The organism is Amycolatopsis sp. NPDC051716, from assembly GCF_040681595.1.
Lineage (GTDB): Bacteria > Actinomycetota > Actinomycetes > Mycobacteriales > Pseudonocardiaceae > Amycolatopsis.
In genome coordinates this window covers 1-15681 of sequence record NZ_JBFAZA010000013.1, presented here as the reverse complement: position 1 = coordinate 15681, position 15681 = coordinate 1, and the positions used below count along the sequence as shown (strand labels likewise).

General features: G+C 71.0%; 12 protein-coding genes. 4 read left to right on the top strand and 8 right to left on the bottom strand.

Translation table 11 applies throughout. From position 1 onward, the window contains the following. Nucleotides 1-46: 46 nt before the first annotated feature. From AB0M30_RS19300 to AB0M30_RS19290, 3 genes are all read right to left on the bottom strand, one after another. Complete coding sequence (locus AB0M30_RS19300; RefSeq protein WP_364585369.1) at nucleotides 47-1528, bottom strand: glycosyl hydrolase family 28 protein; 1482 nt, start codon at nucleotides 1526-1528, stop codon at nucleotides 47-49. A gap of 331 nt (nucleotides 1529-1859) precedes the next feature. Then, entirely contained in the window at nucleotides 1860-3431 is a 1572-nt protein-coding gene (locus AB0M30_RS19295; protein WP_364585368.1) for an alkaline phosphatase D family protein, read from the bottom strand. Between the two features lie 31 nt (nucleotides 3432-3462). Continuing rightward, nucleotides 3463-4119 (bottom strand): hypothetical protein, encoded by a 657-nt coding sequence (locus AB0M30_RS19290; RefSeq protein ID WP_364585367.1) that lies wholly within the window; start codon nucleotides 4117-4119, stop codon nucleotides 3463-3465. A 111-nt stretch (nucleotides 4120-4230) separates the two neighbouring features. On the opposite strand from AB0M30_RS19290, the gene AB0M30_RS19285 reads away from it, so the two are divergent. The 3 genes from AB0M30_RS19285 (at nucleotide 4231) to AB0M30_RS19275 (ending at nucleotide 10320) form a co-directional block, all read left to right on the top strand. Then, entirely contained in the window at nucleotides 4231-7164 is a 2934-nt protein-coding gene (locus tag AB0M30_RS19285; RefSeq protein WP_364585366.1) for a BTAD domain-containing putative transcriptional regulator, read from the top strand. Nucleotides 7165-7637: 473 nt separating this feature from the next. Next, nucleotides 7638-8864: a hypothetical protein gene (locus AB0M30_RS19280; protein ID WP_364585365.1), complete on the top strand. Its 1227-nt coding sequence runs from the start codon at nucleotides 7638-7640 to the stop codon at nucleotides 8862-8864. Between the two features lie 220 nt (nucleotides 8865-9084). Next, nucleotides 9085-10320 (top strand): glucuronyl hydrolase, encoded by a 1236-nt coding sequence (locus AB0M30_RS19275; RefSeq protein ID WP_364585364.1) that lies wholly within the window; start codon nucleotides 9085-9087, stop codon nucleotides 10318-10320. A gap of 39 nt (nucleotides 10321-10359) precedes the next feature. Here the strand turns inward: AB0M30_RS19275 and AB0M30_RS19270 are convergent, their stop codons facing one another. From AB0M30_RS19270 to AB0M30_RS19260, 3 genes are all read right to left on the bottom strand, one after another. Beyond that, on the bottom strand, nucleotides 10360-10815 hold the full coding sequence (locus tag AB0M30_RS19270; RefSeq protein ID WP_364585363.1) for a DUF4396 domain-containing protein: 456 nt from the start codon (nucleotides 10813-10815) through the stop codon (nucleotides 10360-10362). Between the two features lie 107 nt (nucleotides 10816-10922). Continuing rightward, nucleotides 10923-11429, bottom strand: a complete 507-nt coding sequence (locus AB0M30_RS19265) for a DUF305 domain-containing protein (protein ID WP_364585362.1) — start codon at nucleotides 11427-11429, stop codon at nucleotides 10923-10925. Between the two features lie 50 nt (nucleotides 11430-11479). Beyond that, complete coding sequence (locus AB0M30_RS19260) at nucleotides 11480-11839, bottom strand: hypothetical protein (protein ID WP_364585361.1); 360 nt, start codon at nucleotides 11837-11839, stop codon at nucleotides 11480-11482. Nucleotides 11840-12018: 179 nt separating this feature from the next. Between AB0M30_RS19260 and AB0M30_RS19255 the strand changes: the two genes are divergently transcribed. After that, a complete protein-coding gene (locus AB0M30_RS19255; RefSeq protein ID WP_364585360.1) occupies nucleotides 12019-13035 on the top strand; it encodes an autoinducer 2 ABC transporter substrate-binding protein in 1017 nt (338 codons plus the stop codon). 6 nt (nucleotides 13036-13041) lie between these two features. Here AB0M30_RS19255 and AB0M30_RS19250 read toward each other — a convergent pair whose 3' ends face one another. Then, on the bottom strand, nucleotides 13042-14340 hold the full coding sequence (locus AB0M30_RS19250) for a hypothetical protein (RefSeq protein WP_364585359.1): 1299 nt from the start codon (nucleotides 14338-14340) through the stop codon (nucleotides 13042-13044). Further along, the gene (locus AB0M30_RS19245) at nucleotides 14337-15104 is read right to left on the bottom strand and encodes a hypothetical protein (protein ID WP_364585358.1); all 768 of its coding nucleotides are present in this window, start codon (nucleotides 15102-15104) and stop codon (nucleotides 14337-14339) included. The genes AB0M30_RS19250 and AB0M30_RS19245 overlap by 4 nt, the downstream gene beginning before the upstream one ends. Between the last annotated feature and the right edge of the window lie 577 nt (nucleotides 15105-15681).

Here is a 15681-nt window from a genome sequence, read left to right as displayed (position 1 = left end):
CGGGCGAGGCCCCTTCCCGCTCGCGGGAAGGGGCCTCGGGGGTGGGTCAGCAGGTTGAGGTGGAACTTGTGGTGTTGATGCGGAGGGTGGCGCCCGATGTCGTCGCCGAGTCCTTGACGCAGTAGCCCGTCACCGACTGGAAGCCGATGTCGAACGGGCTCTTCGAGCCCTTCTCCGCGGTGAAGTGGTCGAACGTGATGTCCGAGCTGTTGTTGACGATGCTCGCCGGGCGGCCGTCGTCCTTGGCGAATTCCACCGAGCTGTTCACGAACCGGATGCCGGCCGCGTAGTGCAGGTACCAGCCGTACGACGGGCGGGTGCCGATGCTCTTCGGGTTGTAGTCCGTCGCGTTGTTGCTCGGCACGCCCGTGCCCATCGTGCCGTTGCCGCCGGGCACCGACAGCTTCACGCCGGTGAACGTGACGTCGGAGACGCGGTGACTGCTGTCCGCGCCCCAGATCGTCGGGCTGAAGTTCGTGCCGGTGTGCGTGCCGGTGACGTTGTCGAGCGTGATGCCGCTGATCGACCCGACACCGGGGTTGTTGCCGCAGCGCTTGCGCGTGCCGATCTTCATCATGATCGGCGAATACGTGCCGGACATCGTGATGTTGCGGTAGTGCACGTCGGAAATCTTGGCGCCGTCCATGGAGACGATGCCGATGCCGGATTTGTGCGCGCTGGTGATCGTGATGTCCGAGAACTGGTAGCCGGTGAAGTCACCGCACGTCTCGGACCCGAACATCAGCGCGTTGCAGCACTGCGCCGAAAGTTTCGCGTTGTTCACCGTGACGTTCCCGTTCGGCAGTTTCGCGCCGAGCGCGTAGTCGCTCTTGAACACCAGCGCGTCGTCGTTCGCCGCGATGTTCGCGTTCGTGATCGTGACGTTCGTCGTGCTGATGATGTTCCAGCCGTCGCGGTCGCTCGCCGTGTCGATGGTCAGGTGGTCGGAAACGACGTTCGTGCAGCCGTTGATCAGGGCCGCGAAGTGCCCGCCGCGGCGCAGTTTGACGCCGGACAGCGTCAGCCCGTCACACCGGGTGAGGGACAGGATCTTGTCGGCCTCGCCGGACTTCGGGTTGCCGGTGATGAGGTTGCCGCCGCCGTCGATGGTGCCCGCGCCGGTGAAGCCGATGTTCGTCAGCTTGTCGCCGTAGAACATCGCGTTGTGGAAGTGGCTGTGCCCGTAGTCCTGGTACTCGTCCCACTGGTTCGATTCGGGCTTGTCATAGGTGTCCGCGCTGGACCCGGTGATCGTCGCGCCCGCGTCGAGCTGGATCGTCACGTTGCTCTTGAGGTGGACGGTGTTCGCCGACTTGTAGGTGCCGGAGGTGAACCGGACGGTGCCGCCGCCCGCCGCGCCGGCCGCGGTGATCGCCTTGTCGATGGCGGCGGAATCGTTGGCCGACCCGTTTCCCTTGGCGCCGTAGTCCTTCACGTCGTAAACGCCGCCGGGCGCGGCGGCGGAAACGCCGGCGCCGGCCACCACCAGCCCCGCCACCGCGAACGTGATCAGCAAGAGTTTCTTCACGTGGAACCGCCTTGTCATGAAATCGAAGAATTCGGCATGACGGCGGAGCACTCAGATTACGAGCGTCGCGAACGGACTGTCAAGATCGCCGGAAGGGGGACCCGCGTCACCCCCAGTCGGACGCGGGTCCCCCGGTGTTCGGTGCAGCAGGACACCACGGTGTCCTTTCAGGATTTTGGCAGTCTACCTTCGTCCGGCCCGCGGACTCCATGCGTTTTTCATGGTCCGTACCATGAATCCGGCATGCCCGGTGGCCGCCCGGGGCGGGCGCTGCTCCGGACGAGGACGGCGTGACCACCCGTTCGGCCGCCGCGGGTCACGCAGCGTGGCTTCAGGCCTTCTGCAGGCCGGCCTTCCCCGCCTGCACCACGTAGCTGACGTCGTTCTTGATCACCACCGACGCCGGGTCGTAGACGCTCGTGTCGGAGGTGGTCATGAAGTCCGCCCGCATCTGCGACGGCGTGGTCGTGACCCGGACGTAACCGCGCTCGCCCTTGCAGTACTTGACGTGCGGGTTGTTCGCGTACCAGGCGGCGCTGGGCGCCCCGGCGGTGTCGCTGTTGCTCGTCACCGACGTCGTGACCAGCTCCGAGCCGATGACCGGGGCACTGTGGTCGAAGTAGTCGAGCCGCAGGTCGGCGGCCCAGTGCCGGTGGACGTCGCCGGTGAGCACGACCGGGTTGGCGACCTTGCGGTCGACCCAGCCCTGCTGGATCCGGTTGCGGGAGGCCTCGTAGCCCTGCCAGGAGTCGTTGCTCTCGCAGGTGGCCTTGTCGCCGTCGGCGTCCCGCGTGGCGAAGAAGACCTGCTGGCCGAGGAAGTCCCAGGTGGCGGGGTGCGACTCGAACTGCTTGAGCAGCCACGCCTCCTCGGTGGCGCCGAGGATGCTGCGCGAGGTGCTGCGCATGTCGGCGCAGGCCGGACCGGCGTCGCCGGCGGGGTCGGGCACCTGGGCGCTGCGGTACTGGCGCGTGTCGAGCATGTGGAAGCGGGCCAGGTTGCCCCACATCAGCTGCCGGTACAGCTGGATCGACGCGCCGTTGGGCTTGGCCGTCGACCGGATCGGGGTGTTCTCGTAGAAGGCCTGGAACCCGGCGGCCTTGCGCGCGGCCGGGGCGGGCGAGGTGGTGCCGTTCCAGTTGTTCATGACCTCGTGGTCGTCGAACACGACGATCCAGGGCGCGATCGCGTGCGCGGCCTGCAGGTCGGCGTCGGTCTTGTGCTGGGCGTGGCGGGCGCGGTACTGCGCGAGCGTGGTGACGTCCTCGGTGAAGGCCAGGCTGCGCGGGTTGCGCTCCTGCGCGGTCCGCCCCGACTTCTTCTCGTAGATGTAGTCGCCGAGGAACAGCACCAGGTCCGGATCGTCGGCCACGATGCCCTTGTACGCGTGGTAGTAGCCCTCCTCCCAGTGCTGGCAGGAGCTGAAGCAGTACTTGAGCTGGTTGACCGCGGCGCCGGCGGCGGGCGCGGTGCGCGTCCGGCCGACCGGCGAAATGTAGCCGGAGCTCTTGAACCGGTAGAAGTACTCGCGCGCCGGCTGCAGCCCGGCCGGTTCGATGTGGACGCTGTGCCCGGACGCGCTGACGGCGTTCACCGAGCCGCGCTGCACGATCGAGCCGAACGCTTCGTCGTTCGCGATCTCCCAGTCGACCGCGTAGGTGGCGTCCGGCATGCCGCCGAAGCCGTCCGGGTTGAGCGGGGCGGGCGCGAGCCGCGTCCACAGCACGACGCTGTCGGGCAGCGGATCGCCCGAAGCGACGCCGAGCTGGAAGGGATCGTGGACGGCGGGGGCGGCGGCCGTGGTGCGGGCGTTCGCCCACGACGGGAGTGCCGCCGAAGCCGCGGTGGCGGTGACCGCGGCGAGCCCGCCGAGCAGCACCTTGCGCCGGTTGACCTGACCCATGGGAAAGCCCTTTCTCGTGGTGGACGCGCGGTCAGGCCGCGAAGTCGGTGAGGCCGTCGCTGCAGGACTTCAGGTCGGGCTTGGCGGTCGTGTAGTTCGCGACGCACACCTTGTAGAAGACCCAGCTGCCGTGCGGGACGGTGACGGCCTTGTCGACCTTCGTGCCCTCGCCGCCGGAGTTCCAGACGTAGAACGGCCCGGCGCCGCCCTTGAGCCAGTAGGCGACCACGGCGGAGTAGCCGTCGGAATCGGTGTCGTAGACCAGGAAGTGCGAGTCGGACGAGCGGTACTGCGCCTCGCCCGCGCAGGCGTCGGCGCACTGGCCGCTGCCCGTGCCGACGCCGCAGTCGGGCGCGACCCGCGTGTCGGAGTTCGTGAAGACGTAGGTGTCCGAGATGTACCCGCCGAGCGCGGGCACGTAGTCCCACAACGTGCCCGTGCCGTAGGTGCCGGTCACCGAAGTGCCGTTGACCTGGCAGTCGATGGTGACGACGGCACCGTTCACGACGGTCTTGACGGCCGTGGCGCCCGCGGTGGGCGCCCGGCGGACGTTGAGGGGATCGCCCGCGGTCTTCACGGTCCCGCTCGCCGCGGCGGACGCTTCGGCCGCGCCGCCGGCGAGGAGCGCGCCGACCGCGGCCATGACCAGGCCGGAACCGGCGATACGCCGGAGTTTCGAACGCTTCATGGCGGCAGCGTGTCGCCGCGCCGTACACGTTCCGTACAAAGGCGCACGTGTGCGCACAGACACTCCGAATGGATCTAGCCGCTGCGCCGGACGGGTCCTAGAGTCCCGGCCATGGGGGAACTCATCGGGCAGGTTGAGACCACCTCGCTTACCATCCGCGTCCTCGGTCCGCTGGAGGTCACCGCCGCCGGGCGGCTGATCGCCCTCGGCGGCCCGAAGCCCCGGCTGCTGCTGGCCGCGCTGGCCCTGCAGCCGAACGTCGTCGTCTCGACCGACGTGCTGGTGGAAGTGCTGTGGCCACAGGCGGCGCCGCGGTCGGCCGCGGCGAACATCCGCACGTACGTGCACTCACTGCGAAGACGGTTCGCCGAGATCGACCCCGCCCTCGGCGAGCGGATCAGCAGCCGGGCCTCCGGCTACCTGCTGACCGCGGTGCCGGACGAACTGGACCACCTCGCGTTCGCCGCCCTGGCCGGCGAAGCGCAGGAAGCGCTCGACGGCGGCGAAGCCGAAAGCGCGCTCAAACTCTTCGACAAGGCCGACGCGCTGTGGCGCGGCGAAGTCCTCGAAGGCCTGCCACACGACCACAGCTGGGGCGCGACCGTCGCCCGGCTCACCGAACTGCGGCTGTCGGTGCAGGAACAGCGGCTCCGGGCGCGGATCGGCCTCGGCCGCTCCGGCGAGGCCATCGCCGAGCTGCGCGGGCTGGTCACCGAGCACCCGCTGCGCGAGGAGCTCTGGGCCCAGCTGGTCGTCGCCCTGCGCGCCGCGGGCCGGACCGGGGACGCGATCGAGGCGTACGAGTCGGCCGAGCGGGTCCTGCGCGACGAGCTCGACGCCGAACCGGGCGCCCGGCTGCGCGAGCTGCGCGCGACCCTGGTCCCGGAAACCGTCGTCGCCCCGCGTCCCGCCGACGTCGCCCCGGTCTGCCAGCTGCCCCTGGACCTGCCGGACTTCACCGGCCGCGACACCTTGATCCGTGACGTCGTCACCCTGCTGCGGGAACGCGCGGACTCCGGAACGCCCGCCGTGATCGTGCTGTCGGGCGCGCCCGGTGTCGGCAAGTCGGCGGTCGCCGTCCGGGTCGCGCACGCGGTCCGCGACGAGTTCCCCGACGGCCAGCTGCACGTCGACCTGGCCGGCACGTCGTCGTCGCCGCGGGCGCCGATGAGCGTGCTCGCCGAGCTGCTGCGCACCCTGGGCATCCCCGACGCCGGCCTGCCGCGCGAGCTGGCCGAGCGGTCGGCGCTGCTGCGGTCGCGGCTGGCCGGGCGGCGGATGTGCGTCGTGCTCGACGACGCCGGCAGCGAGGCCCAGGTGCGGCCGCTGCTGCCCGGGGCCGGGCCCTGCGCGGTGCTGGTGACCAGCCGGATCCGGCTGCCCGGGCTGGCCGGCGCGAAGCCGGTGGACGTCGACCTGCTGCCCGAGGCCGACGCCGCCCGGCTGCTGGAGGGCATCGTCGGCGCCGAACGGGTGGCCGCCGAGCCGGAGAGCGCCGCGGCGATCCTGCGCCAGTGCGGGCACCTGCCGCTGGCGATCCGGGTGGCCGGCGCGAAGCTCACGCACCGGCCGGGCTGGACGCTGCGGCTGCTGGCCGACCGGCTGGGCGACGAGCGCCGCCGGCTCGACGAGCTGCGCGTCGGCGACCTCGCCGTCCGCGCGAGCGTGACGCTGTCGTACGACCTGCTGCCGATGTCGGCGGCCACGGCGTTCCGCGGGCTGGGCCTGCTCGGGCCGGTGCAGTTCCCGGCGTGGGCGGTCGCGGCCGTGCTGGGCCGCCGCGACGCCGACGACGTCCTCGACGTGCTGGTCGACGGCCACCTCGTCGAGCTCGTCGGCTCGGATTCGGCCGGGCAGCCGCGCTACCGGTTGCACGACCTGCTGCGCGTGTACGCGGTGGAGCTCGCCGAGCGCAGTGACGCGGCGAAGACCCGGGCCGGCCTGCGGCGGGTGCTGGAGGGCTACCTGGGCCTCGCGCTCGAGGCGGCGCGCCGGATGCCGCTGCACTTCTTCGGCATGTACTGCGACGACGAACTGCCGCGCCCCGGCGTGCCCGAAGGCGTGCTGCCCGAAGACCCGGCCGCGTGGTTCGCGGCCGAGCGGCACACGACCGTCGCGGCGGTTTCGCTGGCCGTCCAGCACGGGTTCGACGACCTGGCCTGGCAGCTGGCTTCGGCGCTGACGCCGTACTTCGACCTGCGGGGCCCGCAGGACGACTGGCACAGCACGCATCTGATCGCCCTCGCGGCGGCCCGCCGGGCGGGCTCGGCGCGGGCCGAGGCGATCGTCCAGCGCAACCTCGGGCAGTACCTGCTTTACCAGGACGAGTACGCCGAGGCGCGGGTGGCGTTCGAGGAGTCGAAGAAGCTGTTCGACGCGATCGGCGACGCCCAGGGCCTCGCCGTCGCCCTGACCGGGATTTCGACGATCCTGCGCATCGAAGGCGAGGACGACCTGGCCCTCGACCACTGCCACGAGGCGCTGAAGCTGTTCGCGGAGGCCGACGACCCGAACGGCGAAGCGGTGGCCCGCCTCGGCGCGGGCGCGGTGTGGATGTCCCGCGGGTGTTACGCGGCGGCGAAGCGCTGGATCACGGACGCACTGGAGCTGTCGGCCTCGATCGGCGACCGCCACCGCGAGGCCCACGCCCTCAAGCGGCTGGGCTTGCTGTACCAGCACCAGGGCAACCTGGCGGCGGCCCGCGAGCACGTCGACCGGGCGATCGCGATCTTCACCGACCTCGGCGACGACCACTGTGTGGGGTACGCGAACCAGAACCTCGGGGAGCTCTGCCTGCACAGCGGCGATTTCGCGCACGCGCAGCTGCTGCTGGTGAACTCGCTGGCGGTGCACCGCCGCAACGGTGACCGCCGCTCGGAGGCGGAGGTTTCGCAGTTGCTCGGGGAGCTGCACCGGGCACTTTCCCAGCCGGAGCGGTCGCGGGACTACTCGGAGCGGGCGCTGGCGATCTGGCGCGACCTGTCCACCCGGCCGAAGGACACGCCGGCGGTCGTGGAAGCGCGGCCGCACATAGCTTCGGCCTGAGGTCGCCGCAGCAGGTCGGCCCGGCCAGAGCCGACTCGGCTCCATCGCGACAGCTCGGCCTCACCACAGCCAACCCGCCTCCACCGCGGCAGCTCGGCCTCACCACAGCCAACCCGGCTCCACCACGGCAGCTCGGCCTCACCACAGCCGACCCGGCTCACCACGGCCGGCAGGACCGCCCCGGCCACACCCCCCTGCCGAACCGATACGCAGCCGCCTCAGCGGCCGACAGGCCGTGTCAAGGCACGCTTTCCCGCCTTGACACGGTCTGTCGGCCGCTGAACAATCCGGCGTTCGGGCCGGCGGGAAGAATCCGGCAGGGAGAATCCGGCAGACGAGAATCCGGCAGGGCACTCGCACCAGCGGCCGCATACGACTTCCCCCAAGGCACAATCTGCTTGTACGGATCATGTACGCCCCCTCGTCAGTCTTTCGCCACCTTCGAAACAACAGGTGCGAGAGGAGAACCGGGGATGATCCGGATCATGAAAGCCGGCCGCGTGACCGCGGCGGTTCTGGCCGCCGGGGCGGTGACGGCGCTGGCCGGAGCCCCCGCGCAGGCCGCAACGGCGCCGTCGGGCAACACCGGCTGGACCGCCGACTTGTCCACAGTGGACAATGACGACGTCAACGTCGCCGGCGCGGGTGGGGCGCTCACCCTGACCGACGCCGCCTGGCACAGGACCGAACGGGTGTTCGCCGGCAGCGAGGGCAGCCTGACCACCGCCGAGCACAAGCTCGGCTCGCCGTCGAACCGCGTCAGCGCCGAACTGAGCGCCGACACCCCGAAGGGCACCTCGGTCGACGTCGACGTCCGCGGCCGGACCGGTGTGAACGACTGGACCGAGTGGACTCCCGCCGGCACCACGCTGAAGAGCACCGTGAGCGAGGTGCAGGTGCGGATCAGCCTGCACAGCACCACCGACGGCGTGCGGCCCTCCGTCAAGAGCGTCGCGCTCAGCGCCGACAGCGTCCCGCAGGCCAACGCGCTGGCCGCCTCGACCGCGCTGACCTACAAGATCTACGCCACCCGTGAAGGCCTGACCGGGCAGACGACCGCCAACGGCCACGTCATCACCAGCCGCGACCACTTCGTCGCCCTGCCCTCCGGACGCGGCCTGTCCGGCAAGGGCAGCGGCACCTACACCGTGCGCGTCTGCAAGACCGACGGCAGCCGGTGCGAGTACGCGCCCGTGTGGGACGTCGGCCCGTGGAACACCAAGGACGACTACTGGAACCCGGCTTCGGTGCGCGCCGAGTACAAGGACCTCCCCCAGGGCCAGCCGGAGGCGTACGCCGCCTACCACAACGGCTACAACGGCGGCCGGGACGACCTCGGCTACAAGGTCGGCAACCCGGCCGGCATCGACCTCGCCGACGGCGTCTTCTACGACGGGCTCGGCATGTCGGACAACGGCAACGTCAACGTCACCTATCTGTGGACCGGCTCCGACAAGACCGGCGTCGTCAGCACCGCCGGCGACCCGATGAACGTCCGGGCGAGCGCCAGCACTTCGGCCGCCATCAAGGGCCTCGCGGCGAACTACGCCAAGGTGAACATCGAGTGCTACGTCGAGGGTGACACGGTCGCCGGCAAGTTCGGCACCACGAACATCTGGGACCGGATCGGCCCGAACAACTACGTCTCGGACACCTACGTCCAGACCGGTTCGGACAGCCCGGTCGCCCCGCACTGCTGAAACCAGCCCCGATCATCGCGTGGATGACTGCCCTCACCCCGCGATAACGGCGAAGGCCCGGTGTCCCCCACCGGGCCTTCGCCCATTTCCGCGCTATTCCACTCAGCGGCACACAATTCACAAGCGTGAACAGACTTCCGCCGGGTGTACAACCGCCCGCCGGGCGTGCAAAAATTCCGGGCACTCCCCTCCCCACGGAATCACGGAATGGCGGGCACCTGTGAGCGTTTCCCGGAGAACCCTGCTGACCACCGCGGCCGGCGCCGCGGTGGCGGTGGGCGCCAGCACCTCGACGGCCGCTTCGGCGGCCACCCCCGACCAGCCCGACCTGGCCTCGGCCACCCGGACGCTCCGCCAGGCGGCCGATTACGCGGTGGCCAAGCTCCGCGCGGTGGCCCCCGGCGTCACCGCGTTTCCGGTCGGCACGAAGTTCGAGAAATGGACCTATTCGCAGAACGGCGACTGGGTCGGCGGATTCTGGCCCGGCCAGTTGTGGCTGGCGTGGCTGCACAGCGGCGACGAACTATTCAAAACCCTCGCGCTGGCTTCCGCCGAGAAACTCGCGCCGCGCCAGAACGACACGGGCACGCACGACCTCGGCTTCCTCTTCTACCCCTCGTGGGTGACCGCCTGGCGGCTCACCGGCGACGAGAAGTGGCAGGCCGGCGCGGTGCAGGCCGCGTCGTCGCTGATCAAGCGCTACAACCCCGCGGGCCGGTTCATCCGCGCCTGGGGCGCACTGTCCGATCCGAACAACGCCGGCCGGGTCATCATGGACACGATGATGAACCTGGACCTGCTCGCGTTCGCCAGTGCGCAGACCGGGGACCCGAAGTACCTCGAAATCGCCGCCGCGCACGCGAAGACGGCCCAGCGGCACTTCCCGCGCCCCGACGGGTCGACGCCGCACGTGTTCGACTTCGACCCGGTCACCGGCGCGCCGATCGGGCCGAACACGGTGCAGGGCTACAGCCCCACGTCGTGCTGGTCGCGCGGGCAGGCCTGGGGCGTCTACGGGTTCACGACCATCCACCGGCGCACCGGGGACCCGGAGTTCCTGGCCACGGCCCGGCGGCTCGCGGACTTCGCGCTGTCCCGGCTGACGCCGGACAACGTGCCGGTGTGGGACTACCTGGCCCCGCAGGCGCCGAACGACGTCAAGGACGCGTCCGCCGGCGTGATCATGGCCTGCGGCCTGCTGGACCTCGCGGAACTCACGCACCGCCCGCACTACCGCGAAAGCGCGCTGCGGATCCTCACGGCGGTGTCGCGGACGTGCCTGACGACGAAGTCCACCCGCGCCGAGGCGAGCGTCGCGCGCTGCACCCGAAACCGGCCGAACGAGGACGGCGTCGAGGTGTCGCTGCCCTACGCCGACTACTACCTGCTGGAAGGCATCCTGCGGGTGCTCGACCGGCGCGAGGTGGACCGCGCGATCGACCTTTCGAGCGTGTAGCGGCGGCCGGGGAGGCCGCCACCTCCCCGGGCGCGCTGTTCAGTGCTGGTGGTGCGCGTGCACCTTGGCGTGGCCGAGGCCGCGCCCGATCATCCACTTGTTGACCGGCGCCGTGACGACGAACGCGATCGCCAGCGAGAGCGCCAGCGACAGCCAGAACAGGAAGCTGGCCAGCCCGGCGTCCATCGCTCCCGGAATCGCCACGACCACGGTGTTGTCGATCACCTCCATCACGGCGATCGACACGGTGTCCGCGGCCAGCGCGACCTTGAACGCCGCCGCCGCGCCGAGCCCCGACTTCAGGACGCCCCGCATGGTCAGGCCGTATCCGAAGACGAAGGCCAGCACGATCGACAGGACCACGGTCGCCGCGTTGTGCAGGCCGAACGCCGTGCCCAGCACCATGCCGAGCACCTCACCGATGGCACAGCCGGTCAGGCAGTGCAGAGTCGCCTGGATCGCTGTCGCCCACGAAGCCCCGTGCTGTTCGCTCATAGCCGGGACTATACCCCTGGGGGGTACCGAGTGCACGTTCCGCGCGTCACACACCGAGGTGACCTTCGGCAGTCCAACGCACCGAAGGCCACCCGGGGCGCCGGGACTCAGCCGAGCAGGGCCGTCATCTTGTCCACCTCGGCCTGCTGGGTGTCGGCGATCCGCTGGGCCATCGCCTTGGCGTCGGCGTTCGTGCCCTGGGCCAGCTCGACGCGGGCCATGTCGATCGCGCCGCGGTGGTGCTCCACCATCAGCCGCAGCCACTCCCGGTCGTAAGCCGCGTCACGCAGGCTGTCGAGGTCGCCGGTGTCCGGCATCGCACCATGGTCCATGCCCGGCATCGACGGCGCGCCCCACTCCTTCAGCCACGCCTTGAGCTGGTCGATCTCCGGCTGCTGGGCCTTGGCGATGCCGTCGGCGAGGGCGATCACCTGCGCGTTGGCGGTGTGCCGCGGCACCGGCGCGGCCATCCGGACCGCCTGCTCGTGGTGCGGGATCATCCCCTGCGCGAACGTGACGTCGGTGTCGTTGTGCGAAACCGGTGTCGAGCAGCCGGCGAGCGCGAGCGCGGTGACGGCGGGCAGCACGAGGCCCGCCAGGAACTTCCTGGTCATTCTTCTTCCTCACTGGAGTCTTGCGGATGGGCACGGCTGAACCGCGCCGATCAGATCCGCAGAACGCAGTGAGCGGCGAGCAGGGGACGTCCGGAGCGCGGCCGCGGCGGCGGGCGCGCGGGGCGGCACCGCACCGGCAGCCGCCGGAGCACCACCACCGCCCCGGTCCGACGGCGCAGCAGCACCGCCGTGAGCAAGAGGATCACCGCCGCCGTGAGCACGGCGAGGCAGAGGTGCAGCGGGGCGTGCCCGCCGTCGTGGCCGGGTGCCGGCGCGCCGGCGTGGAGGTCCGACGTCATCGATGTCATCGCGACCGGGCGGGGGTCCGCGGGCGCGTGGTGCATCGCCACCACGGCGCACGCCAGCGCGGCCAGCAGGAGCCAGCGCGCGGACACGGACAGACGAGCCATTGTCGCCCAGCGTAGCGGATCCGCGCCGACCAGGGGATCTCCGCCGGAGCAGAACTCACTTCCGTAACCCTTTGCGCACATCCCGTTGACCACAGTTACCCGGGGCCCTACGTTCGCCCTTGGTCTCCACCATGCGCAGACCCATCGAACTGATCGAATTTCCTGAGGAACGGGTGGAGATGCGAGGGCCGACGAAGACCTTCCGGCTGGTCGCGACGGTGCCGCTGGTCGCGGCGCTCGCGCTCGGAGGCTGCTCGGACCAGCTGGGCAGCCCGCCCGCCCCGACGCCGACCCGGATCGAGTTCGTGCCCAAGGTCCGCGGCATCCCGTACTTCGACGCCATGAACAACGGCGGCCTGGAGGCGGCGAAACAGCTGGGCATCGCGTGGCACTCGACCGGACCGGAGACCGTGGACCCGGCCGCACAGGTGACGATCCTGCGCGACCTGATCGCGAAGAAGGTCGACGTCATCGTCGTGGCCCCGAACGACCCGGCCGCGCTCGCGGGGGTGATCGCCGAAGCCCGGGCGAAGGGCATCCACGTGCTCACCTCGGACACCGACGCGCCGGGCACGCAGCGTGAGGTGTTCGTCAACCAGGCCAGCGCGCAGGGCATCGGCACCGCGCTCGTCGACGCGCTGATGGCGAAGACCGGCGGCACCGGCCAGTACGCGATCGTCTCGTGCGGCCCGGCCGCGGCGAACCTCAACTCGTGGATCGCCGTCCAGAAGGACTACGCGGCCACGCACTACCCGAAGGCGGAGCTCGTCGACACCGTGTACGCGGGCGAAGACGAAGAAGCCGCCACGGCGATGGCCAAGCAGCTGATGGCCGGCCACCCCGGCCTGACCGGGCTGATCGGCGAGTGCACGACGTCCGCGCCCGGCGTCGCGAAGGCCGTCGACGACGAGCAGAAGATCGGCCGGGTGTTCACCGTCGGCGTCGGGACGCCGCAGGCCATCAAGCCGTTCCTGCTCAAGGGCTCGTGCTCGCAGTCGGTGCTGTGGAACGTCGAGTCGCTGGGCTACCTGACGGCGTGGACGGCGAAGCAGGTCGCCGACGGCAAGCCGCTGAGCCCGGTGAACAAGGTCAGCCTGGAGCTGCCGGCGGTGAAGTACGACGCCGCGGCGAAGACCGTCCTGCTGGGCGACCCGCTGCTCATCACCGCGGACAACGTCGACCAGTTCAAGTACTGACCGGGCTCACCGGTGCCGGCGCCCGTGGGCGGCTGCGGCGCCTCCGCCGAGCACGAGGATCAGCGCCGTCAGTCCCCAGCGGCGTTTCTCCTCGGTCCGCCGTCCGGTGTCCTGGACGATCGGCGCGGCCTTCTCCTTCGGAAGCGCGTGGTGCGTCGTCGGCGGCGGCGAGGGTGGCGGGGCCGGGGTGGCGGGCGTGGGCGTGACCACCACCGCCGGTGGCGTGGGTGCCGGTACCGGGGTCGGGGGCAGGACGACGGGCTGTTCCACCGGTGGTGGCGGTGGGGGTGGCTCCGGCGACGGCTCGGGTGAGGGCGTCTCGGTCCGGGGCGGCGGCTCCGATGACTGCCCCGGCGGCGTGGTCGGTGGTGGTGACGACTGCCCCGGGGGTGTCGTCGGCGGGGGTGACGTCGTCGGCGGGCGCGCCGGCGGCTCGGCGAGGCAGCCGGCCGCGTCTCCGCTCACCAAAGGTGGCCCGGTCGCGACCTCGGTGGCCTGACCCGAGCCGTCACGCGGCAGGCGGAACGTGACGCTGCGCCGGCCGGCCTGGTTGGCCGTGGCGTAGATCGCGCCGGGGGCGAGCACCACCGACCCGTACGCACCGCCCTCGGGGAACCGGAGCCCGGGCACCACCGCGACCTTCCCGCTCGACGGGTCGAGGGTGACCACCGAGCTGTCCCCGCGGGAAGTCGCCGAGACGCCGTAGAGCAGCCCGTCCGCCGGGTCGAAGGCGAAGTCGTCGACGCCGACGGCGAGCGACACCGGCCGCAGCGACGTCCGGTGCACCACCCGCACGTAGTCCGCGCCCGCCGGGTCGATGTCCACTGTGTACAGATCGCTGCCCTGCCGGACGTACCAGCGGTCGCCGTCGATCGCGCCCGCGGTGGCCCCGGTGACCGGGCTCCACACCGGTTTCCGCGCGCCGGCCCGGCCGATCACACCCAGGTCGGTGACCCCGCCGGCGGCGTCGATCCGCACCGCGTGCGCGCCGTGGTACCGGCCGGCGCGGGTGCCGTCGGCGACGCCGTAGACCACTTTTTGCGAGGCGGAGTAGCCCATCGCGTTGATCCAGTACCCGGCCTCGCTCACCCGCCGCGTGACACCACCGGGCAGCGACAGCAGCCGCAGCGTCGTCGGCGCGCCACTGCGTTCGTTCTCCGCCTGCAGGATGGTGCAGCCGGCCGGCTCCCGCGCCACCGCGAGGTGGGACGCCGGGGGCGCGAGCCAGCCCGACGCCGCCAGCAGCGCCGAAACCGCCGCGGCCGCACCGAGTGCCGTCGCCCAGCGGAGCCGCGTGCCGGTCAAACCAGCCTGGCCAGCGCCGAGGTGAACGCCTCGGGGGGCACGCTGACGCCGCCGCTGAACGGGTTCTGCAGCTGGTAGATCGCGAACAGCAGCAACGTGATCGTGCCGGCCAGGGTGGACACGATGACGATGTGCGCGGCCAGCCGCGTGCCGCCGAACAGGTTGGGCAGCAGGATGGCCGTGATCAGGCTGCCGAGGACCAGCGCGAACCAGACGACCGCGCCGACCCCGCCGGCGCCGGAGTGGGCCAGCCGCTGCTGGCGGGCCTGGTAGACCGACCAGAGCTGGTTGCTCGCCTCGGTCTTGCGGTCCAGCAGCCAGTCGTCGTCGGCCGGGGCCTCGGCCACCGCCTGGCGCATCTGGTCGAGCTGCGTAGCGCCCGTGGCGGGTATCTCGCCGCCGTCGGCCAGGCGCGGCCACTCCTGCTCCTCGACCGTGCGCGCGTAGGCCGCGGCGAGCTGGTGCACCCGGTCCTTCGTCGCCTCGGGCAGCGCGTCGGCCGCCCAGGTGGCGGCGACCAGGCTGTCGGCTTCGGTCTGCGCGTTCTGGCTCACGTTGCCGACCGAGTCGTACAGCGAGATGAGGACGAAGGCGACCAGGACCGCGTGCAGCCCGCCGACGATGGTGAACACCTGACCGGCCGCGTCGTTGTTGCCGGGCCGCCCTTCGTCGTCCCGGCCGAACCGGCGGACCAGGTAGGCGATCAGGCCGCCGACGCAGGCCGCACCGGCCACCCAGAGACTGCCGGCCACGAAGATGTTCATCCGGGTCCTTTCGCCCGCGAAGCGCGGGAAGCACTGCCCGGCAGATTCCACAGCCGGGACCGCTCAAGTTAGTCACCCATTTACGGGCCGACAACAGCAACGGCGGAATTCATCCGAGTGGCCGAAAAAATCCTCGCCCGTCGCCGGTTCGGCGCAGTTACCGGGCTCCGGGGCCCCTTTCCCCGTTCCGCACGGCGATCACGGCGGACCGTTGCGTAGCTGGACCTTCCCGACCGGGTGACGGTCCGGAACAGGCAGTCACCACCTCCGGACCGGCCCTCCGCGAGACGTCATCCGAAACCCACCCAGGTCGAACAGGTGGTTTTCGCCGGTGACCCCGATCGTGTCATTGTGCGACCGGACGCCGTTGCTATGTTGATTCGGCGGAGCCGCAAAACCAGGCGGATATCAGCAATAAAAGATCATGACCGGCGTGCCGGCAGGGACGCCGTACGTGCCGAACGCGAATGATTGGGTGGTCCTCGTTGTGACTGTCACCGACCCGGTGGAATCCGAGCAGGCACCGTCGAGCCTGGGACGGGCGGCGGCCCGGACACTGGCCACCACCACCAAGTCC

Coding starts and splice junctions, on each gene's coding strand:
- AB0M30_RS19295 (WP_364585368.1), bottom strand. CDS start 3,431: ATGGGTCAGGTCAACCGGCGCAAGGTGCTGCTCGGCGGGCTCGCCGCG.
- AB0M30_RS19290 (WP_364585367.1), bottom strand. CDS start 4,119: ATGAAGCGTTCGAAACTCCGGCGTATCGCCGGTTCCGGCCTGGTCATG.
- AB0M30_RS19285 (WP_364585366.1), top strand. CDS start 4,231: ATGGGGGAACTCATCGGGCAGGTTGAGACCACCTCGCTTACCATCCGC.
- AB0M30_RS19280 (WP_364585365.1), top strand. CDS start 7,638: ATGATCCGGATCATGAAAGCCGGCCGCGTGACCGCGGCGGTTCTGGCC.
- AB0M30_RS19270 (WP_364585363.1), bottom strand. CDS start 10,815: ATGAGCGAACAGCACGGGGCTTCGTGGGCGACAGCGATCCAGGCGACT.
- AB0M30_RS19265 (WP_364585362.1), bottom strand. CDS start 11,429: ATGACCAGGAAGTTCCTGGCGGGCCTCGTGCTGCCCGCCGTCACCGCG.
- AB0M30_RS19260 (WP_364585361.1), bottom strand. CDS start 11,839: ATGGCTCGTCTGTCCGTGTCCGCGCGCTGGCTCCTGCTGGCCGCGCTG.
- AB0M30_RS19255 (WP_364585360.1), top strand. CDS start 12,019: ATGCGAGGGCCGACGAAGACCTTCCGGCTGGTCGCGACGGTGCCGCTG.
- AB0M30_RS19245 (WP_364585358.1), bottom strand. CDS start 15,104: ATGAACATCTTCGTGGCCGGCAGTCTCTGGGTGGCCGGTGCGGCCTGC.